The organism is Actinoplanes oblitus, assembly GCF_030252345.1.
GTDB classification, from domain to species: domain Bacteria; phylum Actinomycetota; class Actinomycetes; order Mycobacteriales; family Micromonosporaceae; genus Actinoplanes; species Actinoplanes oblitus.
The window spans coordinates 4,913,750-4,940,392 of the sequence record NZ_CP126980.1; the positions used below are offsets into that span (position 1 = coordinate 4,913,750).

The window sequence follows — 26,643 nt, forward strand, 5'->3', positions numbered from 1 at the left end:
GGCCTACCGCTCCCGGCGCAGCGCGGTCAGCGCCGTCACCCCGCCGGACCCCGGTTCGATGGTGACGAAGCGGAAGTCGCCGCCACCACCACCGTCGAACAGCCGGTCACCCGCCCCGGCCACCACCGGGAAGGTGACCAGCCGGTACTCGTCGACCAGGTCGGCGGCCGCGAGCGCCCGCACCACGCTCAGGCTGCCGATGACCACGACGTCCCGGCGCTGCCGCTCGTCCTTCGCCCAGGCGACCGGGTCGCCGTCGATCGCCGCCGAGTTCGGCCAGGCGCCCGCGTCGATCCCGGTACGGGTGGCGACCCGCTTGGCCGCGGCGTTCATCAGCCCCGCGAACTCGCCGTCGCGAGCCGGCCAGAGCGTGGCGAACGCCTCCCAGGTGCGCCGCCCGTACAGGTGAACGCCGTCCGCCAGCCGCGACCCCAGCCGGAACTTGTCGCCGTCCACCGGCCCCGACCCGAACTTGAACGCCCACCCGCCGTGCCCGGTGCCCCCGCGCCCGTCGGGGTCGGAGACCACCCCGTCCAGGGTGATGAACTGAATGACGATGATGTCGCCCATGGCATGCTCCCGGCATCCTCGGCGGCCCGGCGGACCGCCTCTCACCGACCACATACCGGGCCGCGCCCGCGAACTCATCGCTACGCTTCGCCCGTGGTGACGAGTCCCGAGCAACACGAGGCGTTCCGCGGCGACCTGCTCGCGCACTGCTACCGGATGCTCGGGTCGTTCCAGGAGGCCGAGGATCTGGTCCAGGAGACCCTGCTGCGGGCGTGGAAGGCCGCCGACCGGTTCGACAGCGGCAAGGCGTCGCTGCGCACCTGGCTGCACCGGATCGCCACGAACGCCTGCCTGACCGCCCTGGAGGGCCGCGCCCGGCGCCCGTTGCCGAGCGGACTCGGCGGTCCCGGCGACCCGCTGGCGCCGCTGACCCCCAGCCTCGACGTGCCCTGGCTGCAGCCGTTCCCGGACGCCCGGCTCGGCGACCCGGCCGAGGCCGCCCAGCAGCGTGCCGGCCTGCGCCTGGCCTGGGTCGCCGCCCTGCAACTGCTGCCGGCCCGGCAACGCGCCGTGCTGGTGCTGCGCGAGGTGCTCCAGCTGTCCGCCGCCGAGGTCGCCGATGTGCTCGACACCAGCGTCGCCTCGGTGAACAGCGGCCTGCAGCGGGCCCGGGCCGCCCTGCGCGCCGCCGCTCCGGCGCTCGACGAGCTGCGCGAGCCGGGCGATCCGGGGGAGCGGGCGGTCGTCGAGCGCTACCTGGTGGCGTTCGAGGCGGCCGACGTGCCGGCGCTGTCCCGGCTGCTCGCCGACGACGTGGCGCTGGAGATGCCGCCGGTGGCGCTCTGGCTGCTCGGGCGGGCGCACTACCGCGCGTTCGTCGAGCGGGTGTTCGCGATGCGCGGCCCGGGCTGGCGGCTGCTGCCGGTGGCGGCCAACGGGGGCCCGGCGCTGGCCGCCTACGCCCCGGACGGGCGGGCGCACTCGCTGCAGGTGTTCGAGGTGGCCGGCGGGCTGATCCGGCGCGGTGTGACCTTCGTCGACCCGGCGCTCTTCGCGTCGTTCGGACTGCCCGCCGCCCTCGGCGCGTGATGGTGTTCGTCGATGCGTTGACAGTCGTGTTACCGCAGTGTTTCAATCGGCGACGTACCTCCTGTGAGCGGTAACACATCATCATCCCCATCCGGTGACACCGGATCGCGCTCGCAGTTGTTAGCGCTCACAACGCTGTGTCCCCGACAGAAAGAGCCCGCCATGCCATCCCGAACCCGCAGGCTGGTCTCCGGCGCCGCAGTCCTCGGCGCCGTGCTCGCCGGCATCCTGGTCAACGCCGCCCCGTCGGTCGCCGCCGGCACCGGCCCGTGCGACATCTACGCCTCCGGCGGCACCCCCTGCGTCGCCGCGCACAGCACCACCCGCGCCCTCTACGGCGCCTACTCCGGCTCCCTCTACCAGGTGCGACGCAACTCCGACGGGGCCACCACGAACATCGCCCCGCTGACCGCCGGCGGGGTCGCCAACGCCGCCGCCCAGGACAGCTTCTGCGCGAACACCACCTGCCTGATCACCGTCATCTACGACCAGTCCGGCCGGGGCAACCACCTCACCCAGGCGCCGCCCGGCGGTTTCCAGGGGCCGGACGTGGGCGGCAAGGACAATCTGGCCAGCGCCACCGGCGCCCCGGTCGCCGTCGGCGGCAAGAAGGCGTACGGCGTCTGGATCTCACCGGGCACCGGGTACCGCAACAACAACACCAACGGCATCGCCACCGGGGACCAGCCCGAGGGCATGTACGCGATCTTCGACGGCACCCACTTCAACGGCGGCTGCTGCTTCGACTACGGCAACGCCGAGACCAACAGCCTGGACACCGGCAACGGCCACATGGAGGCCATCTACTTCGGCAACAGCACCGGCTGGGGCAGCGGCGCCGGCAGCGGCCCGTGGATCATGGCCGACCTGGAGAACGGTCTCTTCAGTGGCTACAACCCGGGGAACAACGCCGGCGACCCGACCATCACCCACCGGTTCCTGACCGCCGCCATCAAGGGCGGCCCCAACCGGTGGGCGATCCGCGGCGGCAACGCCCAGTCCGGCGGCCTGTCCACCTTCTACAGCGGGGTCCGGCCGAACAAGTCCGGCTACAACCCGATGCACAAAGAGGGCGCCATCATCCTCGGCATCGGTGGGGACAACAGTGTCAGCGCGCAGGGTACCTTCTACGAGGGCGTGATGACCTCCGGCTACCCGTCGGACGCCACGGAGAACGCGGTCCAGGCCAACATCGCCGCCGCCGGTTACGCCACCACCTCGCTGACCAGCGGCCCGGCCGTCACCGTCGGCTCGTCGGTGTCGCTGCGCGCCACCACGGCGTGCTGCACCACCCGGTACCTCGCGCACTCCGGCACCAGCGTGGCCACCCAGGTGGTCTCCTCGGCCAGCTCCGCGACCCTCAAGGGCCAGGCCACCTTCGTCGTCCGGTCCGGCCTGGCCAACGGCGGCTGCGTCTCCTTCGAGTCGAAGGACACCCCCGGCAGCTACCTGCGCCACAGCGGCTTCCAGCTCTACCTGAACGCCAACGACAACGGCACCCAGTTCAAGCAGGACGCCACTTTCTGCCCGCAGGCCGGCCTCAACGGCCAGGGCAACGCGCTGCGCTCGTTCAACTATCCGACCCGGTACATTCGGCACTACAACAACGCCGGCTACATCGCCAGCCAGGGCGGCGTGCACACCTTCGACGCCACCGGCCTGTTCGCCGACGACGTCAGCTGGGTCGTCGGCGCCGGCTGGTCCTGACCCGCCGGGCCGACCCCCATCACCATGACCGCGGCCGGGCGGGATCCGCTGATCCCGCCCGGCCCGCCGCTGCTCGCGCCTGCCCGATTCCGGTACGCCCGGAGCGCGGGTCACCAGCGCCTGGCCGGAGCGGCGCCCCCACCTGCCAGCGGCCGCGCGACACGGGAGCGCGGCGGCCCACTTCGCTCGCGCCCGCCACCACCCGTTCTCGTGCGGAGCGCGCTCCGGGCGTATCCACATAGGATCTGACCCGGACCGCAGCGGTCCGCGAGCGGCGAGCCTGGTGGAGAACACATGTCAGAGGTCCTCATCGATCACCGGCGGCGGGCGCGCCGCGGGCGGGTCGCCACCTCGCTGGCGTTCCTGCTCTTCGGGACGGCGCTGGGGGTGTGGACGGCGCGGCTGCCGGCGGTCAAGGAGAAGCTCGGTCTCAGCGACGGGCGGCTGACGTTCGTGCTGCTGGCGTTCGCGGCCGGGTGCCTGCTCGGGCTGGCCGTGCTGGGGCGGCTGTCCGACCGGGTCGGGAGTTCCCGGCTGCTCGTGGTGGCGGCGGCGCTGGAGGGGACGCTGCTGGCGGCGGCCGGGTTGGCCGGCACGCTGGTGCTGCTGTGCGTCACCGTGTTCGCCTTCGGCGCGGTGCACGGGACGCTCAACATCGCGATGAACGCGAACGCGGTCGAGGTGCAGCGGGCGTGGGGCAGTCCGATCATGTCGTCGTTCCACGCGATCTACAGCGTCGGCGGGTTCGCCGGGGCGCTGCTCGGCGGCCAGTTCGCCCGGCACGCGGTCGGGATCGGGCCGACGTTCCTGCTCACCGGCGCCGGCCTGCTGGTGCTGACCGGGTGGGCGGCGCTGTGGGTGTTGCCGTCCAGGGCAGTGGTCGCCGAGCCGCGCGTCGTGAGCCCCGGCGGGCGCGGGTCGCCGCTAGTGGTGTTCTTCGGCGTGCTGGTGCTGTTCACGCTGGTGGGTGAGGGGGCGGCGGCCGACTGGAGTGCTGTCTACCTGCGGGACGACCTGCACGCCACGCCGGGTTTCGCGGCCTACGGATACGCCGCGTTCGCCATCATGATGACCGTGGGCCGGATCTTCGGGGACCGGCTGGTGGTCGCCCTGGGCCCGGTCACCCTGGTGCGGGCGGGCGGCCTGCTGGCCGCGGGTGGTCTCGGCGTGGCCCTGCTGGTGGACCGGCCGGTGGCCGGGGTGGCCGGTTTCGGCCTGCTCGGGCTGGGGCTGTCCGGGATCGCGCCGCAGGTGTTCTCCGCGGTGGGTAGCCGGGATGCCCGGCGCTCCGGGCGTGACCTGTCGACGGTGGTGAGCATCGGGTACGTCGGCTTCCTGATCGGACCGATCGTGATCGGGGCGGCGGCCACCGTGGTCGGCCTGCCCGCCGCGCTGTGGATCCCGGCGGTCCTGGCCGTGGTGGTCGCGGCGAGCGGCAGCGTGATGCGCCCGGCGCGGAGCGAGGCCGAGGTCGTGCCGCCGGATCGGTGATGGGAGACCGCGGCGGAACCTGATCGGCGCCTCGACCCGCGAACCGGACCCGTACGCGGGCATGGTCACCTATCCGCCGTGTCCCTGCGGGTCCGGATGGACGAGATCGTCCTGGCGGCGGGTCCAGTGCAGGGTGCCGGCCAGGGCCCGGTAGAGCGGATGCCCGCACAGCACCCCGAGGGCGATCGCCACCATCGACCCCGCCGCGTCGATCAGGTCCTCGGCGCCGCGGACCGTTGACTGGCCGAGGTACTCGGTCACGCCGATCAGGGACAGGGCGCCCGGGACCAGGAGCCAGAAGCCGGGCAGGAACGAGACCAGGGCGGGTGGGGCGCCCGGCGCCCGCTCCACCAGGTAGGCGACCACGGTCAGGGCCACGGCGCCGACGAAGCCGCTCAGGTAGCCGCCGAGGACCAGCCCGCCGAGGTACTGGCCGATCCAGCCGGCGTAGAGGACCAGGCACAGCCAGCCCAGGGACCGGGGCGGCCCGGCCAGCATCAGGTAGTTGCCGACGCCGACGACGGCGGTGCCGAGCCAGGGTGCCCACCAGCCCAGCGTGTTCGCGGCGACGTCGGCCGGTGACCCGGGCGGTGGCACGCCGACCGCCTGGGCGGCGCCGATGATGCCGAAGGCGAGCAGCCCGAGCTGCAGGATGCCGGCGACCAGGCGGCTGGCGCCGGTGACCATCTCGTACGCGGACAGCTCCACCACCGCCATGGTCAGCATCGCCCCGGGCAGGAACGTGCACAGCGGCGCGACCAGCGCGCGCAGGTCGGCCTCGGCCCACCCGGTCCCGGCCAGCACGAAGGTGATCGCGGCGACGGTGAACGAGGCCACCACCGGCATGATCATCTGGACGCTGGCCCAGCGGGCGCCGGTCAGCTTGAGCACGCCGATCAGCACCCCGAAGAGGGCGGCCAGCAGCAGGTCACCCCAGGTCGGTTTGAGGATCATGCAGATGCCGGCGGTCAGCACGGCGTGCCCGAGGACCCGTACCGGCGAGCCGAAGCGGGGCGGCGTCCGGACCACCTCGAGCACCCGCCGGCTGCCCTCGGCCGGTGCGACCTCACCACGCTCGGCGGCGCGCAGCAGCCGGTACAGCTCGGCGGTCTGGTCCAGCCGCAGGCCGCCGCCCAGCTGCCGGGTCGGTTCCTGGGTCACCGGCCGCCCGGGGGCCAGCGACACCACCAGGAACGTCGGGAAGACGCTGATCCGGGCGTCCGCCGCGCCGTACGCCGTGGCCACCCGCAGCAGATGCTCCTGGATCTGGTTGACCGCCTCGCCGGCCGCCGTCAGCCCGCTGCCCAGGTACAGCAGGAACTCCAGGAGCAGGCGCTCGTCCCGCGCGGTGAAGTCGCCGCTCACCGGCCGGTCCTGCCGCCCGGCGGGCCGGCGAACCGGAAGCGCGTCAGAGTCATGGTCACCCCCGTCCCGGAAGCCTGACGGCTGATGCCGCCGGTGGGTTCCTCCACGGCGGATGAGATCGGGTTCGCCGGCAGCCCACTCCCTCGGCCGCCCCGCAGCCCGTCCTGCGACCACCTCTGATCGGATCCGCCCCCGGCCACCGGCCGCGCGGGTCGACAGCCGGCCGGCCGTGGCGACATCCGTCCGCGGGCCGGGAACGGCCCGAGCCGCCCGGGCCCCGGCCACGTGAGTCACCGGACTCGATGGCGAAGCTCCCCGCCCGTCAGCCCCGACGATCCGGGCCGGACCGGTGAGCTCACGGCGCCGGTGACCACGTCCCGTCGTCGGCGACGCGTGGCGGCTCGGTGCCGGTGATCAGGGTGGTCAGGGCGGCGTCGAGGTCGTCGCCGAGGTGCCATTCGCCGGCCGGGTCGAGGGCGAAGACCCGGCCCCGCTCGTCGATGGCCAGGATGGCGTCGTCGGTGCCCTCGACGCCGAGGGGAAAGAGCCGCACACCCAAGACCCGTCCGAACGCGGCCAGGGTGGCGGCGGTCGGGACGGCCATCGTCGGGTCGATGGCGAACGGGGCCCGCCGCAGCGCGACACCGGGCCCGTCCTGGTCGACATACACGCCGGCGAACTCGGTCAGCGCCCGCTCCGCGGCGGGAAACGGGGTGTGCCGGCTGCCGTCGCCGGCGGTGTAGGCGCACACCGTCCGGATGACGCGCGCCGCCACCTCGGGGACCCGGCGGCCCGCCGCCCAGCCGGCGTCGCGCAGCACCGCCTCGACCGGTGCCGGGAATCGCATCAGGGGTTTCCCTTCGCCGCCGCGTCCGGGCTCAGCCCGAGAAAGTCCAGCAGGAGCAGGACCGGTAGCCGGGAGCTCACCGGCGTGCCGCCGGTCGGGTCACCGTCCTCGCGGATCCGGAAGGTCTCCAGCCGGGCGCCGCGGACCAACTCCCGCATCTCGGGCGGGGTCAGCCGCGGGCGGCCCGCCCCGGTCCGCGCGTTCTCCTGCTCCCAGAGGAACCGGGAGAAGACGGCGGCCTCCGCCGAGCGCTCGCAGCCGCGTTCCCGATAGTGGGGCGGCATCGCCTCGAAGAACGTGGCGACCGCCGGGTGCGGTGGCAACCCGGCCTCCGAGCGGCCGCTGAGCGCCACCCACGAGCGGTCACCGACCGTCAACCGGCTCATCATCGCGGGAAAGCGCCGGGGCTGGGGGATCACCCGCGGCGGGCGCGGCGGTGGCCGGAAGTCGCGGACGTACCACTCGGCGATGTGCGACGGGGGCAGCGTGCCGCCGATGGTCATCTCACCGGTCCGCCGGTCGAGCACCACGCTGGGCACGCAGCTGGGGTCGCCGGGCGGGAACCGGGCGGAGATGACCCAGCCCAGCTCGAACTCGGTCAGCACCGGCTCGGCGCCGGGCGCGGCCTCCTCGATCCAGCGGCGGGCTCGCTCGTCCGCATCGGCCTGGGTCACTGCCGTCATGATCGTCACTGTACCCATGTCGATCCAGGACCGCGGCGACGAAGCGATGGGCCGGGTCGATCCTCGGCGCGGTGGTCGCGCCGGCCGGGGTCGGTGGCTCGCGGGCTGTCGGGGGAGGCGGCTACTCGCGGGAGGAGGCCCAGGCCAGCGCCACCGCCGCGGCGTCCTCGGCCACCGCACCCGGCACCGCGAAGTCATGCCGCGCCGCATAGGATCGCCAGCGGGCCCCGGCGAAGCTGGCCGCCCCGGCCGTCAGCCCGGCGACCACCGCCGGTCCCGCGATCGGCACGCCGCGCCGCCGGGCATAGGTGGCCCCGGCAACCGCGCCCAGCAGGACCCGCCCGGCCAGTGGCGCCGGCTTGAGGCGGCTCGGCGCCTTGGCCGACTTGTCGAACACCATCTCGCCCAGCGCCGCGGCTCCGGCCGCCACCCGGATCCAGCCGCGCCGGCGCAACGCCAGCCGGGCCAGCGGAGTGAGGCTGCGGGCGCCCGCCGAGGCGCCGAGAACCGCGGAACGCACCAGAAGACTGTCACCCATGCCCGACAAGTGCCCCGCGCCGCTGCCACCAAACCGCGCCCGGAAGCGCCCGCAACCCGCCCGCAACCGACCCGCACCCCACCGGCCCCGCACCGGGCCGAAGAGCCGGGCGTCACCCGCGGAACCCGCCTGCCGACACAGCCCGGAGGAACCCTCATGAACCAGCCCCTGGTGGTCATCGCCGAGGACGACCGTGACGTCCGCGAGTTGCTGACCTTTGCCCTGGAGAACGCCGGTTACCGCACCGTCGCGGCCCGGGACGGTGCCACCGCGGCCCGCCTGGTCGCCACCGCCGGCCCGGCCGCGCTGATCACCGACGTCCGGATGCCCGACATGAACGGCATGGACCTGTGCCGCCTGGTCCGGCGCAGTCCCGCCACCCGGGACCTCGCCATCCTGATGTTCTCGGCGAGCATCCACCCCCTACGACGTCGACGCGGGCCTGGCCGCCGGCGCCGACCGTTACCTGCCCAAGCCGCTGGCCCCGCGCCGCATCCTCGCCGAACTGCACGACGTGCTGACCGGCGACCGCACCGTCCGCCTGCCCGCCCACCCGGCCGCCCGGGTCGGCGGGGTCTTCTCCCTGGCCGTCACGTGAGCGCGGGGTGGCCGGCCGGCTGCCGGTGCGGGTGATGGCGGGACGGTGCCCCGGGCGTACCGAAAGGGGGTCGGTGGGGGACGCGGCCCGGGCCGCGGCATCCTCCCGTGCCACGGCGGACGCCGCGTCCGACCGGTCCGAAAGTTCCCCACTACTTCTCAGATTCCCGCGGAGCCCGGCTCGTTAACGTTCACATAGGAAACCCGCGTGCGGTGCGGGATGGCTATTGACATCGACGAAACAAGCATGAAAATCGATGTTAACTTTCACATCCGTGCATCCCCCCAGCGGCTGTCCCCGCCGCTGTCGCACACGTACGCGAAAGGTCCCCCCATGATCCGAAGGTTCCTCGGCGTCGTCGCGGCCGCCCTCCTCGCCGCGACCGCCCTGGTCGCCACCGTCGCCCCGGCGACCGCGGCCGGCACCCTCCCGTGCGACCTCTACGCCTCGGGCGGCACCCCGTGCGTCGCCGCGCACAGCACCACCCGCGCCCTGTCCGGCTCCTACGGCGGCTCGCTCTACCAGGTGAAGCGATGGTCGGACGGCGCCACCGCGAACATCGGCGTGCTCAGCGCCGGCGGGTACGCCAACGCCGCCGCCCAGGACTCGTTCTGCTCCGGCACCTACTGCACGATCGTCAAGATCTACGATCAGACCTCGAGGCACAACGACCTGACGATCGCGCCCGGCGGCGGCGCCAACCCGACCGCCGACCAGGGGGCGAACGCGGCCGCGCTGCCGATCACCGCGGGCGGCCACAAGGTCTACGGCGTCTACATCTCGGCCGGCAACGGTTACCGCAACAACGCGACCAGCGGTGTCGCCACCGGCAGCCAGCCCGAGGGCATGTACATGGTCACCGAGGGCACGCACGTCAACGACCGCTGCTGCTTCGACTACGGCAACGCCGAGACCAACAACCTGGACACCGGCAACGGCGACATGGACGCCATCAACTTCGGCACCGAGTGCTGGTTCGCGCCGTGCGCCGGCGGTCCCCGGGTGCAGGCCGACCTGGAGAACGGCCTGTTCGCCGGCGGCAACGGCTCGTGGACCTCGAACACCGGCCGGAACAGCGCGTTCGTCACCGCGATGCTGAAGAACAACGGCACCACGACGTACGCGATCAAGGACGGTAACGCCCAGTCCGGCAGCCTCGCCACCCGGTACAACGGCTCGCTGCCCACCCAGTCGGGGTACCAGCCGATGACCAAGCAGGGCGCCATCATCCTGGGCATCGGCGGTGACAACAGCAACGGCTCGGTCGGCTCGTTCTTCGAGGGCGTGATGACCAGCGGCTACCCGAGCGACGCCACGGAAAACGCGGTCCAGGCCAACATCGTCTCGGTCGGTTACGGCAAGAGCGTGACCTTCCCGGTCGACGGCGCCACCTACCGCCTGACCAACCTGCGGAGCGGCAAGGTCCTGGACGCGACCAACTGCGGCACCGCGAACGGCACCTCGATCCAGCAGTGGCAGTCGCTGGGCAACAGCTGCCAGCAGTGGAAGTTCACCAGCGTCGGCGCCAACAAGTGGACGATCACCAACGTGAACGCCGGCAAGGTCCTCGACGCGGTCAACTGCGGCCAGGCCCTGGGCACCGCCGTCAACCTGTGGCAGTCGCTGGGCAACACCTGCCAGCAGTGGGCGGTCGTCCCGGCCGGCAACGGCCGCTACGAGCTGGTCGTGGAGAACAGCGGCATGGTCCTGGACGACCAGGACTGCGGTACCGCCAACGGCACCCCGGCCCGGCTCTGGATGTGGCTGAACAACACCTGCCAGCTCTGGTCGTTCGGCTCGTAACCCGATGGTGAGGTGGCGGCCCGGGCCCGGGCCGCCACGGAACCGTCAGGCGGTCAGTTCCAGCACGTACGACTCGCCGCTGCGCCGGAAGCCGAGCCGGTCGTAGTACGGCGTACGCATCCCGGGCGGAGTGATCACGGTCCGGCAGCCGCGCTCGACGAAGTAGCGGCTGCGCCGGAAGACGAACTCGCCGGGGGTGAAGTCCCGATAACGCTCGGTCACGTAGTCCAGGTCGACCTGGGCCACCCCGTTGCCGGTCATGTGGAACGCCACCACGCCGGCCACCTCGTCCCCGTTGACCACCAGGAACGCCGACTGGTCGCGGCGGGTGAGCCCCTCAGCGGTGAAGCCCGGGGTGAACCGGGTGATGTCGGCGTGATGGCTGCGCAGCAGGTGGGCGAGGAAGCCGTCGTCGGTCCGCACCTCGACCACCTGGTACGTCTTCTCGTCGTGCCGGGTCGCCAGCATCCGGGCCAGATACCAGATGTTGATCACCGCCAGCACGACGTTGAGCCCGACCATCGGCCAGACGCCGAGGGCCGCGTTGAATCCGATGAGCACCAGACAGCCCACCAGATTGAGCGCGCGCAGGCGCAGCAGCCGGTTTTGCAAGAGGGACCAGACGAGCAGGCACGAGCCCGCCCAGCCGATCAGATCAAGTGGTTCCACCAGGTCAGCGTAATGATCCGGAAATCCGCCCGACATCGAACCTTCCGGTTCGGGTGTTCGCCGTGCCGGTGGACCCGGCCCCCGATCGCCGGGGCATGCTCACGCCGCGGTCAGATGGAACATCTCGGTGAGGGCGCAGATGTCCAGGACCTGACGAACGTTCCGATGTGCCCGGCTGATCGCCAGCCGGGTCGTCCGCCGCTCGGCGATCTCCCGGCAGCGCAGCAGCGTCAGCACGCCGGCCGAGCCCAGGAAGGTGACCGCGGCGAGGTCGAGGGCGACGTCGCCGTCACCCGGCAGCAGCGTGGTGACCTCGTGCAGCAGCTGGGCCGCGTTGTCCATGTCGACCTCGCCGGCCACCTCGATGACCGTCATGGCCTCGGTGCGGGACCGGAGCCGCACGACGAGCGCCGAGGGAGAATCCAGGGTGATGGTGGGCATGGGGCCTCCAGACCGTGATCGCTTCGTCCGACCCGCGCCCGCGTCTGCGGAGCGAGTGCCGAGAAGACGACCTCGGAGGCCGGGAACCCGACGTGGTGCAGTACCGCGACCACGCTACTCCCGGTGCCGGCGCGGAGCCCAGGCCACCGCCGTTTCGCCGGGGTGAACAGTCGATCCCGGCGCTGGTGGCGAGCGGCGGAGGGTGCCCCCGGGCGTACCGGAAACCGGTTCGCCCGGGAGCGGCGGTCAGCGGAGGTCGGCGGGGCGGGACAGGGGGGAGCCCTGGCCGTTGGCGATGCCGGGCTCGCGCAGGCGGGCCAGTTCGGCGGACCGGTGACTCAGACCCCGGCGGTGGCCCGGCGGGCGAAGCCCTCGCTCTCCCGGCGCAGCGAGCCCCGCATCATGCCGCCGAACAGCACGGACGCCAGGCCCGCCGCCCAGCCCGCGGTCTCCAGGACGAGCGTCATCCGGGTGCCGGCGCCGACCGGCTCCAGCAGGTGCCGGCCGGTCAGGCGCAGGCCGGGCCGGTGGGTCTCCCAGGTGAACTCGCGGTCCGGTTCGAGATGGGTCACGGTCCAGACGGCGCTGCTCTGCCCGGGCTGCTCGAGCCGGGCGGCGCTGCCGACCCGCAGCTCGCCCGTGTCGAGACGGTCCAGTCGCCGGACGGTCGGCAGGAAGTCCGGCCAGTCCTCGATGTCGGTGGTCAGGCGCCAGATCAGCGCGACCGGCGCGTCGATGTCGATCGTTTCCCAGTAGCGCATGCGGTGACTGTACCATTTGGTACATGTCTGAAGCTCGCGCCGAACTGCTCGCCAGGATCCTCGAGTTCGCGGCCCGCGACGGGCTGGCCGACCGCAGCCTGCGCGAGATCGCGGCCGGCGCCGGCACCAGCCACCGCATGCTGCTGTTCCACTTCGGTTCGCGGGAGGGCCTGCTCACGGCAGTGGTCGGCGCGATGGAGGAGCGGCAGCGAGCCACGATGGTCGCCCTGGCGGAGAGCGCGGCCACCCCGGCCGAGCTGATGACGGATGTCTGGCGGGCCGTGTCGAGCCCCGAGGTCCGGCCGTTCGTGCGGCTGTTCTTCGAGGTGTTCGCGCTCACCGCGCGCGGGGCGGCGCCGGGCCCGGCCGGGCTGACCGCGAGCTGGCTGGACGACGCCGAGGAGGCGGCGCGGCGGCTCGGGATCGCGCCCGACCGGGCGGCGTTGCGGCTGGGTGTCGCGGTCAGCCGCGGCTTGCTGATCGACCTGCTGGCCGGCGAGGACCCGGCCGAGGTGGACGCGGCGCACGACCTGTTCGTCCACCTCGCCGGCATCGGTCAGCCGGCGACCGTTCCGTCGGCGGGTGGCGGCTCCACCGGGTCACCGAAATCCGGCGGATAGACCAGCCCCGCCCGCCGGGCGTGCTTTTCGCCCTCGGGCACGCCGTCGGCGACCGTCGGGGTCGAGACCCGCACCGACGTGGTACCCGGCGCGATCGGCAGGAGCAGCCCGAGAGCGGTCTCGGACAGCGGCCGCGACGGCAACGGGTCCGCGCCGGTCATCTCGGTGAATCGAGCAGCAGGGTGCTCGCCACCATCGCGGCGGCCATGATTCTTCGCATGCGGCCCGTTCCGCTCGATGTGTGCAAACGCATCGATCGAGCGGAACGGGCCGCGACGCGCCGATCAGCAGGTGGGCTCGCCGGACTGGGCCGGCAGGCTGACCGCGTTCCACGCGGCCTTCACCGCGTTGAAGTTGGTGCAGCTGCCCGGGTACAGGTTCTTCGCCGCCTGCAGCGTCCACACCCGGTACTTCGCGTACGACGAGCTGGACGTCTTCAGCAGCATGGCGTTGTACATGATCTTGATGGCGGTCTGCACGCCGACGCCGGTCACCGACGAGCCGTTGCAGGTCGGGCTGGCCGGCTGCCCGTTGCCGCCGCTGCCCTGGGCGAGCAGGTAGAACCAGTGGTTACCGGGCCCGGCCGCGGCGTGCACCTCGTCGCGCGGGGTGCTGCTGGAGTAGCAGTTGTCGTCACCGGCGAGCGACGGGTTGTACATGTACCGGATCGGGCCGCTGCCGACCAGGTTGACCTCCTCGCCGACCTGGTAGTCGGCCGGGTCGTTGGGGTTGTTGGCGTACGCCTCGGTGGCCGCGCCGAACGTGTCGGCCACGAACTCCTGGGTGCCGCCCTTCGAGATGCCACCCGGCGTCTTGTCGTCGATGCCGTGGCCCAGCTCGTGCCCGACCACGTCGGCCGAGGAGATCCACTTACCGGCGGTGTTCTTGCCGATCTGGACCTGGGTGCCGTCGTAGTAGGCGTTCTGGTCGTTCAGCCCGACCCGGATCGGCCACGCGCCGCCGGAGCCGTTCTGCCCGTTGCGGCCCAGCCACGCCGACAGCATCGCCGTCTGCTTCTGCGCCACGTACAGCGCGTCCACGCAGCCGGTCTCCTTGCTGGTGCCGTTGCCGTTGCCCCACACGTTGTCCGGGCCGCTGAAGGTCACCCGGGTGGAGGCGTCCTGGCAGCTCAGGTTGGTGGTCGACGGGTCCTTCAGGGAGTACGTCGAGCCGGACTGGGTGGTGTTCAGCGACACCGTGCCGTTGATCCAGCCGGTGCCCGTGCCGGTCGCCTCGGTGACGTGCTCCTCGGTGGCGAGCACCTTGCCGCTGATCGCGTCCACGTCCACGGTGAGCCGGCTGGCGCCCTTGGCCCCGGTGCCGTTCACCGTCGTCTCGTAGGCCAGCGCCGCCGACCGGCCCGGCGCCGCGAGCACGACCAGGCGGGTCGCCTCGACCCCGGACACGCTCCTCAGCTGCTGCTTGGCGGTCGCCACGGCCGCCTTCGCGGAGATTGCCGGTACGGTGGACAGCTCGCCGATCGGGTTGCTCTGCGCCACCGAGGTGTACCTGGTCCGGCCGGCGGTGTCGGTGACCACCACGAGGTCGCCGCCCTTGACGGTCAGGCCCTTGTACGTCCTGTCGTACGCCGCGTAGGTCAGCCCCTGCGACTGGATGACCTGGCTGCGCTGGAAGGCGTCGTGCGTGCCGGCCTTGAGGGCGGCCGGGCGGGCGGCGACCACGGCGTCGGCCTGCGCGACCGGGTCCACCGCCGGGGTGGGCGCCTGCGCCGCTGCCGGACCGGACACCGCGACCAGCGCCGAGGCCGCCGCGGTGCCGGCGGCCAGCGCGATGCCCAGGGGGATTCGTGCCATCTCGTACTCCTTCCCCGCCCGGGGGGTGGCGGGCGGGCTCGACGTCCGGTGCGGCGAGGTGGCCGGACCGGATCAGACAGGAGTGACGCTATCTACACGCATGAATTTGCGGAATGGGGGAAACCCTCGCTGTCCGCACCATCCCGCGACAAACGACGCCGGTCGCCCGCTGCCTCAGGAGCGCAGGAAGGTGAGGACGGCCAGGACGCGACGGTGGGTCTCCTCGTCCGGGGGCAGACCGAGTTTGTGCAGGATGCTGCGGATGTGTTTGGCGACCGAGGCCTCGGCGACGGTCAGCGCGGTGGCGATGGCGAGGTTGGAGCGGCCCTCGGCGATCAGCGCCAGCACCTCGCGCTCGCGGGCGGTCAGTGACCGCACCGGATCGCGGCGGCGGCGCAGCAGCTGGCGGACCACCTCCGGGTCGACGACGGTGCCGCCGCCGGCCACCCGGCGCAGGGCGTCGACGAACTCGCCGACGTGGCTGATCCGGTCCTTGAGGAGATAGCCGACGTGGGTGCCGTCGCCGGCGTCGAGCAACTCGGTGGCGTACCGGGTCTCGACGTACTGGCTGAGCACCAGGATCGGCAGGCGCGGGTGGTCGCGGCGCAGCGCCACCGCGGCTCGCAGGCCCTCGTCCTGGAAGCCGGGTGGCATCCGGACGTCGGTGACCACCACGTCCGGCTCCCGCTCGGCGACGGCCTGCCGCAGCGCGGTGCTGTCGGCGACGGCGGCGACCACCTCGTGGCCGAAGCGGGCCAGCAGCCCGGTCAGGCCGTCGCGGAGCAGGACGCTGTCTTCGGCGAGGACTACGCGGAGTCCGGAAGGGCCTGGCAAGGAATCTCCATGATCACGCGGGTGGGGCCGCCCGGCGGGCTGGCCAGCGACAGTCTGCCACCGGCGACGGAGACCCGGTCGGCGAGTCCGAGCAGGCCGGTCCCGGCGCTCAGGGCGGCGCCACCGCAACCGTCGTCGGAGATCTCGACGGTCAGCGCCTGCCCGGTGTAGCGGCCGGTGATCGCGCCCCGGTCGGCGCCGGAGTGCTTCGCCAGGTTGGTGAGCGCCTCGGCGACCACGAAGTAGGCCGTCGACTCCACCGCCCGGGCGAAGCGGTGCGCGACCGGGAAGTCCACCTCGACCGGTACGGTGCAGCGCTCGGCCAGGTCGGTGACCGCCGCCTCGAGGCCGAAGTCGGTGAGCACCGGCGGCTGGATGCCGCGGATCAGCTCGCGCAGCTCCACCAGGACCCGTTCGGCCTCGTCGTGCGCGCGGGCCAGCTGGTCGCCGAGCGGGCCGGGCGGCACGTCCAGCCGGGCCAGCCCGAGCATCATGGCCAGCGCCACCAGCCGCTGCTGGGCGCCGTCGTGCAGGTCCCGCTCGATGCGGGTGCGCTCGGCCTCGAACGCGTCGACCAGCCGGACCCGGGACCGGGTCAGCTCGACGACCTGCCGATGCTCGTCACCCGGGGTGAGCACGAGCCGGGCCAGCGCGCCCCGGGCGGCGGCCAGCACGACAAGCCCGTAACCGGTGGCCACCAGGGCGAGCAGGCCGGCGGCCGCGGCGAGGATCGCTTCCGGCCAGGACGTCACCGGGTACGCCTTCAACACGTTGACCTGCTCGCCGTCGAACATCAGGGGTGTGGCGAGCAGTGCCGCCGGAACGGTCACCGCGAGTGTCACGGCGAGCAGGTCCAGCGGCCACAGCACGGTCATCAGCAGCGCCACGAAACCGAGTTCACGCCAGGTGGCGCTTTCCGTGTACCGGGTACGCAGCCAGGGCGCGAGCCCGGGCCGGGGCGGCACCCGGTGCCCGTGCGGCAGCGGCCGGTGGTCGATCAGCGGGTGCAGACGGCGTTCCAGCGCGGCCGCCGGAAGGCCGATCAACGCCAGGGCGGCCAGCAGTGGAAGGCCCACCAGGACCACCGCGAGGACCCCGCCGGCGGCGAACAGCAGCAGCGAGACGAGTAGGGCGAGGAGTCCCGCGACGCCGTTGGCCAGCAGGTAGAGCAGAGCGCACAACGGTCGCCACGACGCCACTAACGACATGGCCGCCACCCTATGCGGTAGCCCTGGCACTACCCCGGAGACGCCAGCTGGCGAGGATGTGACAGGTCCGGCCGCCCGGCAGGGTGGACGCATGACCCGTGACGCGATGCGGCTGCACCGTGTCGTCCGGACCTTCGGTTCCGGCGACGCGGCGGTGACCGCCCTGCACGACCTGTCCCTGTCCTTCGCCCCGGGCACCTTCACCGCCGTCATGGGACCGTCCGGCTCCGGCAAGTCGACGCTGCTGCAGTGCGCGGCCGGGCTGGACCGGCCGACCTCCGGGTCGGTGCTGCTGGGCGACACCGAGCTGACCACGCTGAGCGAGAACCGGCTGACCCGGCTGCGCCGGGACCGGATCGGTTTCGTCTTCCAGGCGTACAACCTGCTGCCCACGCTGACCGCGGAGCAGAACGTGGCGCTGCCGCTGCGGCTGGCCGGGCGCCGGCCGGCCCGATCCGAGGTGCGCGACGTGCTCGCCCGGGTGGGGCTGGTGGACCGGGCCCGGCACCGGCCGGGGGAGCTGTCCGGCGGCCAGCAGCAGCGCGTCGCGATCGCCCGGGCGCTGATCACCCGCCCGGACGTGCTGTTCGGGGACGAGCCGACCGGCGCCCTCGACTCGGCGACCGGCCGGACGGTGCTGCGGATGTTGCGCGGGCTGGCCGACGACGAGCGGCAGACGATCGTGATGGTCACTCACGACCCGGTGGCGGCGTCCCACGCCGACCGGGTGGTCTTCCTGGCCGACGGCCGGCTCGCCGGTGCCCTCGACGCGCCGTCGGCGGAGGCGGTCGCCGCCGAGATGACCCGGATGGCGGCGACCCCGTGCTGATCGTGACGCTGAGCAGCCTGCGCACCCGGTGGAGCACGCTGGCCGGCACCTTCGTGGCGCTCGCCCTCGGAGTGGCTCTGCTGGTCACCATGGGTCTGGGGCTGGCCGCCACACTGGACGCTCCGCGGCAGCCGCCGGAGCGGTTCGCGGGTGCGCCGGTCGTGGTCCGCGGCGCCGACGAACTGCGGGTCCCGTCGCGGATCGGGGATCGGGTGCAGCGGCTCGCGCGACCGCGCGCGGTGCCGGCCGCCGTCGCCGAGCGGCTGGCCACGGTGGGGCGGACGGTTGCCGACCGGTCGTTCCCGGTGGCCGGCGGGCTGGTCGGGCACCCCTGGTCGGTGGCCGGTTTCGGGGGCTACCGGCTGGTTGCCGGGCGCGAGCCCCGGGGGCCGGCCGAGGTGGTCATGGTGGGTGCTCCGGAGTTGGCCGGGCAGAGCGTGCGGTTGCGGACGCCGGTGGGCTACGACGAGTACACGGTGGCCGGGGTGCTGGGCGCCGTGCCGTACGAGAAAGCGGTGTTCTTCAGCGACGACACGGCCGCCCGGATCGCGCCGCGGATCGACAACCTGGTCGTGGCGGCGGCGCCGGAGGCCGTCCGGGCGGCGGCCGGCGACGCCGGGGTGCGGGTGCTCACCGGCGACGAGCGGCGGCGCGCCGATCCGGATCCGGACCGGGACCGGGACGCGCTCGTGGCGATGAACGCGCTGCTCGGCACGGCCGGCGGGGTGACCGCGTTCGTGTCGGTGTTCGTGGTGGCGTCCACCTTCGCGTTCGCTGTGGCGCAGCGGCGGCGGGAGATCGCGCTGCTGCGCACGGCCGGCGCGACGCCCCGGCAGGTGCGCCGGACGGTGCTCGCGGAGGCGGCGGTGGCCGGGGTGCTCGCGTCGGCGGCCGGGTGTGCGCTCGGCGCGCGGGGTGCGCCGCTGCTGGCCCGGGTCCTGGTCGAGGAGCGGCTGGCGCCGGGCTGGTTCGCCATCGGCGAGCAGCGGTGGCCCTACCACGTGGCGTTCGGGACCGGGCTGGTGGTGGCGCTGGCCGGGGTTGCCGTCGCCACGGTCCGGGCCGGGCGGGTCCGGCCGGTGGAGGCGCTGCGCGAGGCGTCGGCCGACACCGGGGCGATGCCGCTGAGCCGGTGGATCTGCGGGGCCGGGCTGCTGGCCACCGGACTGGGGCTGCTCTGCTGGCGGCTGCTCGGCGATCCGGGTGAGGCGCTGCACCGCAAGACCTACACCACCCAGCCGATGCTGCTGATCACCGCTGTCGCGCTGCTGGCGCCGGCCCTGGCCGGCCCGCTGACCGGGCTGGTGGTGCGGCTGCCGGGGGTCACCGGGATGCTGGTGCGCGCGAACGCGCGGGCCGGGGCGCGGCGGACGGCGGCCGTCGCCGCGCCGGTGCTGGTGACGGTGGCGCTGGCCGGTTCGCTGCTGGGCACGCCGGCGACGATCGCCCGGGCCAAGGCGGCGGAGCTGGCCGGGCAGACCACCGCCGACGTGATCGTGACCGGGTCTGGCCTGGACACCGTGACCGCTCCGGGCGCGCGGGTGATGGCCAGCGCCGCCACGACGGTGTACACGCTGGAGGACGGTGTCGCCCTGATCCGGGCGGACGCCCAGGCCGTCGATCCGCGGACGCTGAGCGCGGTCCGCCGCCTGCCGGTCGTGGCGGGCAGCCTCGACGACCTGGACGACGACGGCATCGTGGTCAACGAGGAGTGGGCCGAGCACCGGGTCGGGCGGCGGGTCGGCGTGTGGCTCGCCGACGGGACCAGCCGGTCGCTGCGCGTCGTGGCGGTGCTGGCCGCCGGGACCGGCGACAACGGCGTCTACGTGACGACGCGCAACGCCGGCGGGGCTGCCCCCGGCCGTCTCGACCTGGTGTGGCCGGCCGGGACGCACGCCGGGCCGGTGGTGCCGCCCGGGGCCCGGGTGTGGACGCGTGAGCAGTGGCTCGCCGGTCAGCGGCCGGTCGGCAGCCGCCAGACGCGGGCGGGTTACGCCGTGGTGCTGGGCATCGCGCTGGTCTACACGGGCATCGCCGTGGCCAACACGATGCTGATGGCCGCGGCGGGACGGACCCGCGACCGGCGGCTGCTGCGGCTGGCCGGGGCGAGCCGGCGGCAGGTGCGGCTGGTGGTGATCGCCGAGGCCGTGGCGGTGGTGCTGGTGGGCGGGCTGCTTGGGCTCCTGGTCACGGCGGTGAACCTGCTCGGTGTCGCGGGCGCGCTGGTGCGGCTCGGTGCGGGTGCGGTGGTCGTGGTGCCGTGGCGGGCGCTCGGCAGCACCCTGCTGGCCTGCGCCGCCGTCGCGGTCGTCGCGGCGGCCTGGTCGGGACGCGGCCGGACACGGGGTGGTACGGCGACCGGCAGCCCGGACTGACGCCCGGACCGGTGGCGGCGGTGCGGCGGGGTCAGCGCCGGCCGCCCGGCTCCCAGACGTGCACCTCGATGCTCGCGTAGCGGTCGGTGGTGAGCGGGGCGCGGGCCGCATCCGGGTGCGGCGCCTGGACCAGCATGGCGGTGCCCAGCCAGGTGTCGCCGTCGTCGGACAGCAGCGGCCCGTACGCGATCAGCCGGTCCGTCTCGGCCGGCACGCTCAGGTCGGCGGCCGGGCCGGCGCCGAAGCCCAGCACCAGGTACCGGTTGCCGTCGGTCAGGTCGCCGGGGAACTGCCACATGGTGCGCCCGAGCAGGTTGCGCCAGCGGCGGATCAGCACGTCGCGGTACGCGCCGGCCTGGTAGTTCGGCTCGTCGAACGCGAAGGCGCGGGCCGCCGCCGGGCCGGGCAGGTCGATGATGTGCACGCTGCCGGTGGCGGTCTCGCCGTCCTCGGTGAGGGTCGGCCCGCGGGCGATCAGCTCCGCCGCGAACCGGTCCATGTAGGTCCAGTGCTCCTCGATCAGCTCGTCGCGGAGTGCCCCGGAGGCGGGCCGGTCACGGTGGTAGCACAGGAACTCCATGCCGACGATCTTCACCGGAGGGCCCGCCGCGGGGCAACGCGTTTCGGTCATCGGTAGCGGCGGACGGCGGCCGGGCTGGATCCATGCCGAGATCGAAACATAGGAAAGGGTTGTTGACTAGAGCGCTCGGCGGTCGTAATTTTCATCGACAACGACAGGCGATGAAAAGGATGACCAACGTGACGGGTGAGAGCGGCGGACTGCTCGGTCGGCTCCGGATCGAGGGGCCCGGCATGCCGGAGGCGCTGGCGCGGATCGCCGAGACGATCCTCGACGATCCGGAGACGGCGGCCCACGCCAGCATCATCGACCTGGCCGAGCGGTCCGGGACGTCGACCGCGACGGTGACCCGGTTCAGCCGGACGCTCGGCTTCAAGGGGTACGCGAACCTGCGGGTCGCGATCGCCACCGAGACCGGCCGGGCCGAGCAGGCCCGCTGGGAGACCGACATCAGCGGCGACATCGCCCCGGACGACCCGCTCACCAACGTGCTGAGCGTGGTCACCGCGGCCGACACGCGGGCCATCCAGGACACCGCCGCCGGTCTCGACATGGCCGCCGTGGAGCGGGTGGCCGCCGCGATCGCCGAGGCCGGCCGGGTGGAGATCTTCGGGCTGGGCAGCAGCGGCACGAGCGCCCGGGAGATGGCGTTCCGCCTGGAACGGATCCGGATCCCGATCTGGCACCGGGTCGACTCGCACACCGCGCTCACCAACGCGGCACTGCTGCTGCCCGGCGACGTGGCGATCGGCCTGTCGCACTCCGGCCGCACCCGCGAGGTGATCGAGACGCTGGCCGAGGCGGCCGACCACGGCGCCCTCACCGTGGCGCTGACCAGTCACAGCCGCTCGCCGCTGGCCGAGGTCGCCGACGTCGTCTTCACCACCAGCGTGCAGGAGACCACGTTCCGGCTGGCCGCGCTCTCGGCCCTGCACTCGCAGCTGCTGATCCTCGACATGATCTACGTCGCCGTCGCCCAGCGCACCTACGAGCGGACCGCCGAGGCGTTCGACGTGACCGGCCGCGCGGTGGACGCCCACCGCCTGCCGGAGAAGAGCCCGACCCGCAACCGGGGCCGGAACAAGAGCCAGTGATGCGCCACCCCCCTTGATCGAAGGAGCTCCCTGTGTATAGACGCCGCCACCTCGCCGCCGCCGCACTGTGTACCGCGACCCTGATGACGCTGGCCGCCTGCGGGGGCGGCGGCGGGGGGTCGTCGTCGGATGACGACGGCTCGCCCAGGGCCGTGCCGAACACCAAGGGCGACGGCAAGACGCTCACCGTCTGGATCATGGACGGGGACTACACCGAGGCCACCATCAAGGCCGTCAACGACCAGTTCACCCAGGCCACCGGCGCGCGGGTGGACGTGCAGATCCAGCAGTGGGAGGGGATCACCACCAAGATCAGTACGGCGCTGTCCACCTCGGGCACCCCCGACGTGCTGGACCTGGGCAACACCCAGGTGCCCGGCTTCGCCGCCAACGGCGGGCTGCTCGACCTCACGCCGTACAAGAATGATCTGAAGCAGGGCCGCACCTGGCTCGCGGGCCTGGAGGAGCCGGCCACCGTCGACAACGCGCTGTACGCGGTGCCCGGTTTCGCCGGCGCCCGTGCCGTCATCTACAACAAGAAGACCTGGGCGGCCGCCGGGGTGACCGCCGCGCCGACGTCCTACGCCGAGCTGACCGCCGCCCTGGACAAGGTCAGGGCCAAGAACCCGGCCGCCGACTTCTCGCCGTTCTACCTGCCGGGCCAGTACTGGTTCGCCGGCCTGCAGTTCCTGTGGGACGCCGGCGGCGACATCGCCACCACCGGCGGCGGCACCTGGCAGGGCGGCTTCGCCACCCCGGCCGGGCAGAAGGGCCTCACCGACTTCAAGACCTTCCAGAACGCCTACTCCAGCAAGGCCTCGCAGGCCATCGACACCATCACCCCGGACCAGAACCAGGTCTTCGCCGACGGCAAGACCTCGGCCATCCTGTCCACGACCGGCTCGCTCGGCCTGATCCAGAAGGCCAACCCCAAGATCAAACCCGCCGACCTGGGTACGTTCCCGCTGCCCGGCCTCTCCGGTAAGGCGCAGCCCGTGATGCTCGGCGGCTCCGACTGGGGCATCGCCACCAAGAGCGACACCCCGGAACTGGCCCTGCAGTGGGTGAAGATCGCCGCCAGCCCGGGCGTGCAGGACAAGAACGTCTTCGGCGTCGACGGCTGGATCCCGAACAGCACCGAGGGCATCCAGGCCGCCCAGGGCAGCGTCGACGAGCTGAAGAAGGGCTTTTTCACCGCCGCGCTGAACTCCAAGGCCACCCCGGCCGCCGCCCAGTGGCCCACCCTGGAGGGCGACAAGAGCATCAACCAGGTGTTCTCCGCCGTCGCCTCGGGCGCCAAGTCGCCCGCCGACGCCGGCAAGGAGTTCGACTCGCACCTGGAGACCACCCTCAACGGCGGCAAGTGACAGCCGTGCCCGCCACCACCACCGTCCTCGACGCGGCCGGCGCCCCGCCGGCCGCGTCGGCCCCGCGGTCGCCGGGGCCCCGCCGGCGCACCCGCGCGCCGCTGTGGCTGCTGAGCCCGGCGGGCCTGGTACTCGCCGTCGTGACGCTCGCGCCGATCGGCTTCCTGCTGTTCACCTCGTTCACCGACTACAACCAGCGCACCCTGTTCACCGGCCGGTACTCGTACGTCGGCGCCGACCAGTACACCGAGCTGCTCGCCGACGGCGCCTTCTGGATGTCGCTGGTACGCACGGTGCTGTTCACCGCGGCGATGGTGGCCGGCAGCGTGCTGATCGGGATGGGCGTCTCGCACCTGCTCACCCGGCTCGGCCGCGGCCTGCGGCTCACCGTCACGGTGGTCCTCATCGTCGCCTGGGCGATGCCGAACGTCGCCTCCTCCCTGGTCTGGAACTGGCTCTTCCAGCCCGGGTACGGCGTGGTCAACTGGTTCCTCGACCAGCTGCGGATCTTCGGGGACACCACCGACCTGAACTGGGCACAGGACCCGGCCCGGGCGTACGCCAGCATCTGGCTCCTGATCGTCTGGCAGGCGGTGCCGTTCATCGCGCTGACCGTGAACGCCGCCGAGACGCAGGTGCCGCCGGAGTACCAGGAGGCGGCCCGGCTCGACGGCGCCGGCGAACTCGCCGTCTACCGGATCGTCACGCTCAACCACGTGCGGCCGACCCTGCTGCTGGTCACCATCCTGTCGGTGATCTGGGACTACAACGTCTTCAACCAGATCTGGCTGATCTCCCGCGGCGGGCCCGGTGACGCCACCGCCACGCTCGGCGTCTACACGTTCAAGACGGCGTTCGTCGGTTTCCACATCGGCCAGGGCGCGGCCGTCTCGGTGGTCACCACGCTGCTGCTGCTCGCCCTGACCGCCGTCTACATCCGCCGCCTGCTGCGCTCCGGGGAGGACCTGTGATGCCACGCCGACGCTGGGTCGTCAACTCGCTCGCGGTGCTGTTCTGCCTGGTCTGGACATTCCCGGTCTACTGGATGGTCAACACGGCGGTCAAGCCGCGCCCCGAGGTGATGACCGCCACCCCGCACTTCGTGCCGGCCCACCCGACCGTCGACAACTTCGTCAAGGCGGTCGGCCAGGACCAGTTCCTGACCAACCTGGGCAACAGCGTCATCGTGGTCGCCTGCACCGTGGCCACCTCGATCGTGCTGGGCATCTTCGCGGCCGCCGCGCTGTCCCGGTTCCGGTTCCGCGGCCGGCGCACCATCATGGTCGTCATCCTGGCCGTGCAGATGCTGCCCGCCACCGCGCTGCTGATCCCGATGTTCGTCATGTTCAACAGCCTCGACCTGCTCGGCACCTACCTGGCGCTGGTCCTCGCGTACGTCGCCACCGTGCTGCCGTTCTCGATCTGGGTGATGCGCGGCTTCTTCGTCGCCATCCCCGTCGAGATCGAGGAGGCCGCGCACCTGGACGGCGCCACCACCTGGGAGGTGCTGACCCGGGTGCTGTTCCCGCTGGTCGCCCCGGGCGTCATCGCGACCGGCATCTTCTCGTTCATCGCCGCCTGGAACGACTACCTGTTCGCCTACACGTTCATGCAGGACCAGAGCCGCTACACGCTGCCGGTGTGGCTGGCCTCGTTCACCAACCCGCACACCGGCACCGACTTCGGCGGGCAGATGGCCGCCTCCGTCCTGTTCTCCCTGCCGGTCATCGTCTTCTTCCTGATCATCCAGCGCAACCTCGTGGCCGGGATGTCCGCCGGCGCCGTGAAGGGCTAGGTTCCCCCTTGTTGATCCCGCGCCCGCTCTCCCTCTCGGCACGCGACGGGGAGCTCGTCCTGGACCACGCCACCACCGTCTCCGCGGCCGGCGAGCTGAGCGGCGTCCTCGCCTGGCTGCAGCAGGCGCTGCGCCCGGCCACCGGCCTGCCCTTTCTCCCGTCGGCCGACGGTGTCGTCGTCCTCGAGCTGGCCGGCGATCTCGGTCCCGAGGCCTATCGGCTCACGGTCACCGCCGACCGGGCGGTGGTCACCGGCGGAACCCCCGCCGGCGTGTTCTACGGCTGCCAGGCGCTGCTGCAGCTGCTGCCGCCGGCGATCTACCGGCGTTCCCGGGTGGCCGGGCAGCGCTGGGCGGTGCCGGCCGTGCGGATCGAGGACGAGCCGCGGTTCGCCTGGCGCGGGGCGATGCTCGACGTCGCCCGGCACTTCATGCCCAAGCACGACGTGCTGCGCTTCATCGACCTGATGGCGCTGCATCGGCTCAACACCCTGCACTGGCACCTCACCGACGACCAGGGCTGGCGGCTGGAGATCAAACGCTATCCGCGGCTCACCGAGGTGGGCGCGTGGCGGTACGAGAGCCAGGTCGGGGCGACCCGTACCGCGCCCGGCGACGGCCGGCCGCACGGCGGGTTCTACACCCAGGACGACGTACGCGAGATCGTCGCCTACGCGGCCGAGCGGTTCATCACCGTGGTGCCGGAGATCGAGAGCCCCGGTCACGTGCAGGCCGCCCTCGCCGCGTACCCCGAGCTCGGCGTCACCGGGGAGCCGGTGGGCGTCTGGACCCGCTGGGGGATCAGCACCAACGTGCTCAACGCCGAGGAGTCCACGGTGGCCTTCTTCACCGGCGTCCTCGACGAGGTGCTCGAGCTGTTCCCGTCCCGCTACATCGGGGTCGGTGGCGACGAGTGCCCCCGCGACCAGTGGAAGGCCGACGAGCGGACCGGGGAGCGCGTCGCCGAGCTCGGCCTGGCCGGCGCCGAGCAGATCCAGTCCTGGTTCATCGGCCGGCTCGACGCCCACCTGACGGCGGCCGGCCGGCGTCTGTTCGGCTGGGACGAGATCCTGGAGGGCGACCTGGGCCCCGCGGCCACCGTCGCGTCCTGGCGGGGGATGACCGGCGCGATCGCCGCCGCCCGCCGCGGCCACGACGTGGTGGCCTGTCCCGACGATCTGGTCTACCTCGACTACCGCCAGTCCGAGTCGCCCGACGAACCCATCCCGGTCGCCATCCCGCTGACCCTGCGCGACGTCTACGCCTTCGACCCGGTGCCCGGGCAGCTGACCCCGGAGCAGGCCCGGCACGTGCTCGGCGGCCAGGCCAACATCTGGACCGAGCACGCCGACTCGCCGCGCACCGTCGACTACCTCGCCTTCCCGCGGCTGTGCGCGGTGGCCGAGGCGCTGTGGACCGCCGGCGAGCGGGACTTCACCGAGTTCGAGGCCCGGCTCGGCGGGCACCTGGCCCGCCTGGACGCGCTCGGCGTGGAGTACCGGCACGCCGGCGGCCCGCGGCCCTGGCAGAAGCGGCCCGGCGTGCCCGGCCGCCCGCAGACCCGCGAGCAGCGCACCCGGCACATCGCCCACCTGGTCGCGACCATCAGTCAGAGGTGAGGACCC

Annotated in this window: 25 protein-coding genes; 13 read left to right on the forward strand and 12 right to left on the reverse strand. The window is 72.9% G+C overall.

The window, feature by feature from the left end; all coding sequences use genetic code 11:
* Positions 1-3: 3 nt before the first annotated feature.
* Entirely contained in the window at positions 4-570 is a 567-nt protein-coding gene (locus Actob_RS21985; RefSeq protein ID WP_284913663.1) for a dihydrofolate reductase family protein, read from the reverse strand.
* 93 nt (positions 571-663) lie between these two features.
* Between Actob_RS21985 and Actob_RS21990 the strand changes: the two genes are divergently transcribed.
* The 3 genes from Actob_RS21990 (at position 664) to Actob_RS22000 (ending at position 4,797) form a co-directional block, all read left to right on the forward strand.
* Positions 664-1,599: an RNA polymerase subunit sigma-70 gene (locus tag Actob_RS21990; RefSeq protein WP_328518383.1), complete on the forward strand. Its 936-nt coding sequence runs from the start codon at positions 664-666 to the stop codon at positions 1,597-1,599.
* 162 nt (positions 1,600-1,761) lie between these two features.
* The gene (locus Actob_RS21995; RefSeq protein WP_284913664.1) at positions 1,762-3,306 is read left to right on the forward strand and encodes an alpha-L-arabinofuranosidase B; all 1,545 of its coding nucleotides are present in this window, start codon (positions 1,762-1,764) and stop codon (positions 3,304-3,306) included.
* A 294-nt stretch (positions 3,307-3,600) separates the two neighbouring features.
* Complete coding sequence (locus Actob_RS22000) at positions 3,601-4,797, forward strand: MFS transporter (protein WP_284913665.1); 1,197 nt, start codon at positions 3,601-3,603, stop codon at positions 4,795-4,797.
* A 69-nt stretch (positions 4,798-4,866) separates the two neighbouring features.
* Here the strand turns inward: Actob_RS22000 and Actob_RS22005 are convergent, their stop codons facing one another.
* The 4 genes from Actob_RS22005 to Actob_RS22020 form a co-directional block, all read right to left on the reverse strand.
* Positions 4,867-6,162 carry a threonine/serine exporter family protein gene (locus tag Actob_RS22005; RefSeq protein ID WP_284913666.1) on the reverse strand — a complete coding sequence of 432 codons (1,296 nt, stop codon included), beginning with the start codon at positions 6,160-6,162 and terminating at the stop codon, positions 4,867-4,869.
* A 355-nt stretch (positions 6,163-6,517) separates the two neighbouring features.
* The gene (locus tag Actob_RS22010) at positions 6,518-7,009 is read right to left on the reverse strand and encodes an SUKH-3 domain-containing protein (protein ID WP_284913667.1); all 492 of its coding nucleotides are present in this window, start codon (positions 7,007-7,009) and stop codon (positions 6,518-6,520) included.
* Positions 7,009-7,692 (reverse strand): YwqJ-related putative deaminase, encoded by a 684-nt coding sequence (locus tag Actob_RS22015; RefSeq protein WP_284913668.1) that lies wholly within the window; start codon positions 7,690-7,692, stop codon positions 7,009-7,011. Before Actob_RS22015 ends, Actob_RS22010 begins: the two co-directional genes overlap by 1 nt.
* A gap of 121 nt (positions 7,693-7,813) precedes the next feature.
* Positions 7,814-8,212, reverse strand: a complete 399-nt coding sequence (locus Actob_RS22020) for a hypothetical protein (RefSeq protein ID WP_284913669.1) — start codon at positions 8,210-8,212, stop codon at positions 7,814-7,816.
* Between the two features lie 174 nt (positions 8,213-8,386).
* On the opposite strand from Actob_RS22020, the gene Actob_RS22025 reads away from it, so the two are divergent.
* Together Actob_RS22025 and Actob_RS22030 are read left to right on the forward strand one after the other, a co-directional pair.
* Entirely contained in the window at positions 8,387-8,863 is a 477-nt protein-coding gene (locus tag Actob_RS22025; RefSeq protein WP_284913670.1) for a response regulator, read from the forward strand.
* Positions 8,864-9,161: 298 nt separating this feature from the next.
* Positions 9,162-10,631, forward strand: coding sequence for an arabinofuranosidase catalytic domain-containing protein (locus Actob_RS22030; RefSeq protein WP_284913671.1), 1,470 nt, complete (start codon positions 9,162-9,164; stop codon positions 10,629-10,631).
* Positions 10,632-10,676: 45 nt separating this feature from the next.
* Here the strand turns inward: Actob_RS22030 and Actob_RS22035 are convergent, their stop codons facing one another.
* The 3 genes from Actob_RS22035 to Actob_RS22045 form a co-directional block, all read right to left on the reverse strand.
* Positions 10,677-11,300 carry a hypothetical protein gene (locus Actob_RS22035; RefSeq protein WP_284913672.1) on the reverse strand — a complete coding sequence of 208 codons (624 nt, stop codon included), beginning with the start codon at positions 11,298-11,300 and terminating at the stop codon, positions 10,677-10,679.
* A gap of 99 nt (positions 11,301-11,399) precedes the next feature.
* Complete coding sequence (locus tag Actob_RS22040) at positions 11,400-11,741, reverse strand: STAS domain-containing protein (protein WP_284913673.1); 342 nt, start codon at positions 11,739-11,741, stop codon at positions 11,400-11,402.
* 338 nt (positions 11,742-12,079) lie between these two features.
* Entirely contained in the window at positions 12,080-12,502 is a 423-nt protein-coding gene (locus Actob_RS22045; RefSeq protein ID WP_284913674.1) for an SRPBCC family protein, read from the reverse strand.
* 23 nt (positions 12,503-12,525) lie between these two features.
* Between Actob_RS22045 and Actob_RS22050 the strand changes: the two genes are divergently transcribed.
* Positions 12,526-13,122, forward strand: a complete 597-nt coding sequence (locus Actob_RS22050; protein WP_284913675.1) for a TetR/AcrR family transcriptional regulator — start codon at positions 12,526-12,528, stop codon at positions 13,120-13,122.
* A gap of 284 nt (positions 13,123-13,406) precedes the next feature.
* Here Actob_RS22050 and Actob_RS22055 read toward each other — a convergent pair whose 3' ends face one another.
* The 3 genes from Actob_RS22055 to Actob_RS22065 form a co-directional block, all read right to left on the reverse strand.
* Positions 13,407-14,936 carry a M4 family metallopeptidase gene (locus tag Actob_RS22055; RefSeq protein ID WP_284913676.1) on the reverse strand — a complete coding sequence of 510 codons (1,530 nt, stop codon included), beginning with the start codon at positions 14,934-14,936 and terminating at the stop codon, positions 13,407-13,409.
* Between the two features lie 174 nt (positions 14,937-15,110).
* The gene (locus tag Actob_RS22060) at positions 15,111-15,770 is read right to left on the reverse strand and encodes a response regulator (protein ID WP_284913677.1); all 660 of its coding nucleotides are present in this window, start codon (positions 15,768-15,770) and stop codon (positions 15,111-15,113) included.
* Positions 15,743-16,978, reverse strand: a complete 1,236-nt coding sequence (locus Actob_RS22065; protein ID WP_284913678.1) for a sensor histidine kinase — start codon at positions 16,976-16,978, stop codon at positions 15,743-15,745. Before Actob_RS22065 ends, Actob_RS22060 begins: the two co-directional genes overlap by 28 nt.
* A gap of 91 nt (positions 16,979-17,069) precedes the next feature.
* Here Actob_RS22065 and Actob_RS22070 point away from each other — a divergent pair, with 91 nt between their 5' ends.
* Positions 17,070-17,807, forward strand: coding sequence for an ABC transporter ATP-binding protein (locus tag Actob_RS22070; RefSeq protein ID WP_284913679.1), 738 nt, complete (start codon positions 17,070-17,072; stop codon positions 17,805-17,807).
* Positions 17,801-20,182, forward strand: coding sequence for an ABC transporter permease (locus Actob_RS22075; RefSeq protein ID WP_284913680.1), 2,382 nt, complete (start codon positions 17,801-17,803; stop codon positions 20,180-20,182). Before Actob_RS22070 ends, Actob_RS22075 begins: the two co-directional genes overlap by 7 nt.
* Positions 20,183-20,213: 31 nt before the next feature.
* Here Actob_RS22075 and Actob_RS22080 read toward each other — a convergent pair whose 3' ends face one another.
* Positions 20,214-20,762, reverse strand: coding sequence for a YciI family protein (locus tag Actob_RS22080; protein WP_284913681.1), 549 nt, complete (start codon positions 20,760-20,762; stop codon positions 20,214-20,216).
* A gap of 170 nt (positions 20,763-20,932) precedes the next feature.
* Between Actob_RS22080 and Actob_RS22085 the strand changes: the two genes are divergently transcribed.
* Genes Actob_RS22085 through Actob_RS22105 form a run of 5 tightly spaced genes read left to right on the forward strand, consistent with a single transcriptional unit; the run spans position 20,933 to position 26,637 of the window.
* The gene (locus Actob_RS22085; protein ID WP_284913682.1) at positions 20,933-21,856 is read left to right on the forward strand and encodes a MurR/RpiR family transcriptional regulator; all 924 of its coding nucleotides are present in this window, start codon (positions 20,933-20,935) and stop codon (positions 21,854-21,856) included.
* A gap of 32 nt (positions 21,857-21,888) precedes the next feature.
* The gene (locus Actob_RS22090; protein WP_284913683.1) at positions 21,889-23,223 is read left to right on the forward strand and encodes an extracellular solute-binding protein; all 1,335 of its coding nucleotides are present in this window, start codon (positions 21,889-21,891) and stop codon (positions 23,221-23,223) included.
* Positions 23,220-24,194 (forward strand): carbohydrate ABC transporter permease, encoded by a 975-nt coding sequence (locus Actob_RS22095; protein WP_284913684.1) that lies wholly within the window; start codon positions 23,220-23,222, stop codon positions 24,192-24,194. The genes Actob_RS22090 and Actob_RS22095 overlap by 4 nt, the downstream gene beginning before the upstream one ends.
* Entirely contained in the window at positions 24,194-25,018 is an 825-nt protein-coding gene (locus Actob_RS22100; RefSeq protein WP_284913685.1) for a carbohydrate ABC transporter permease, read from the forward strand. Before Actob_RS22095 ends, Actob_RS22100 begins: the two co-directional genes overlap by 1 nt.
* An 8-nt stretch (positions 25,019-25,026) precedes the next feature.
* Entirely contained in the window at positions 25,027-26,637 is a 1,611-nt protein-coding gene (locus Actob_RS22105) for a beta-N-acetylhexosaminidase (protein WP_284913686.1), read from the forward strand.
* The last annotated feature ends 6 nt before the right edge of the window (positions 26,638-26,643 follow it).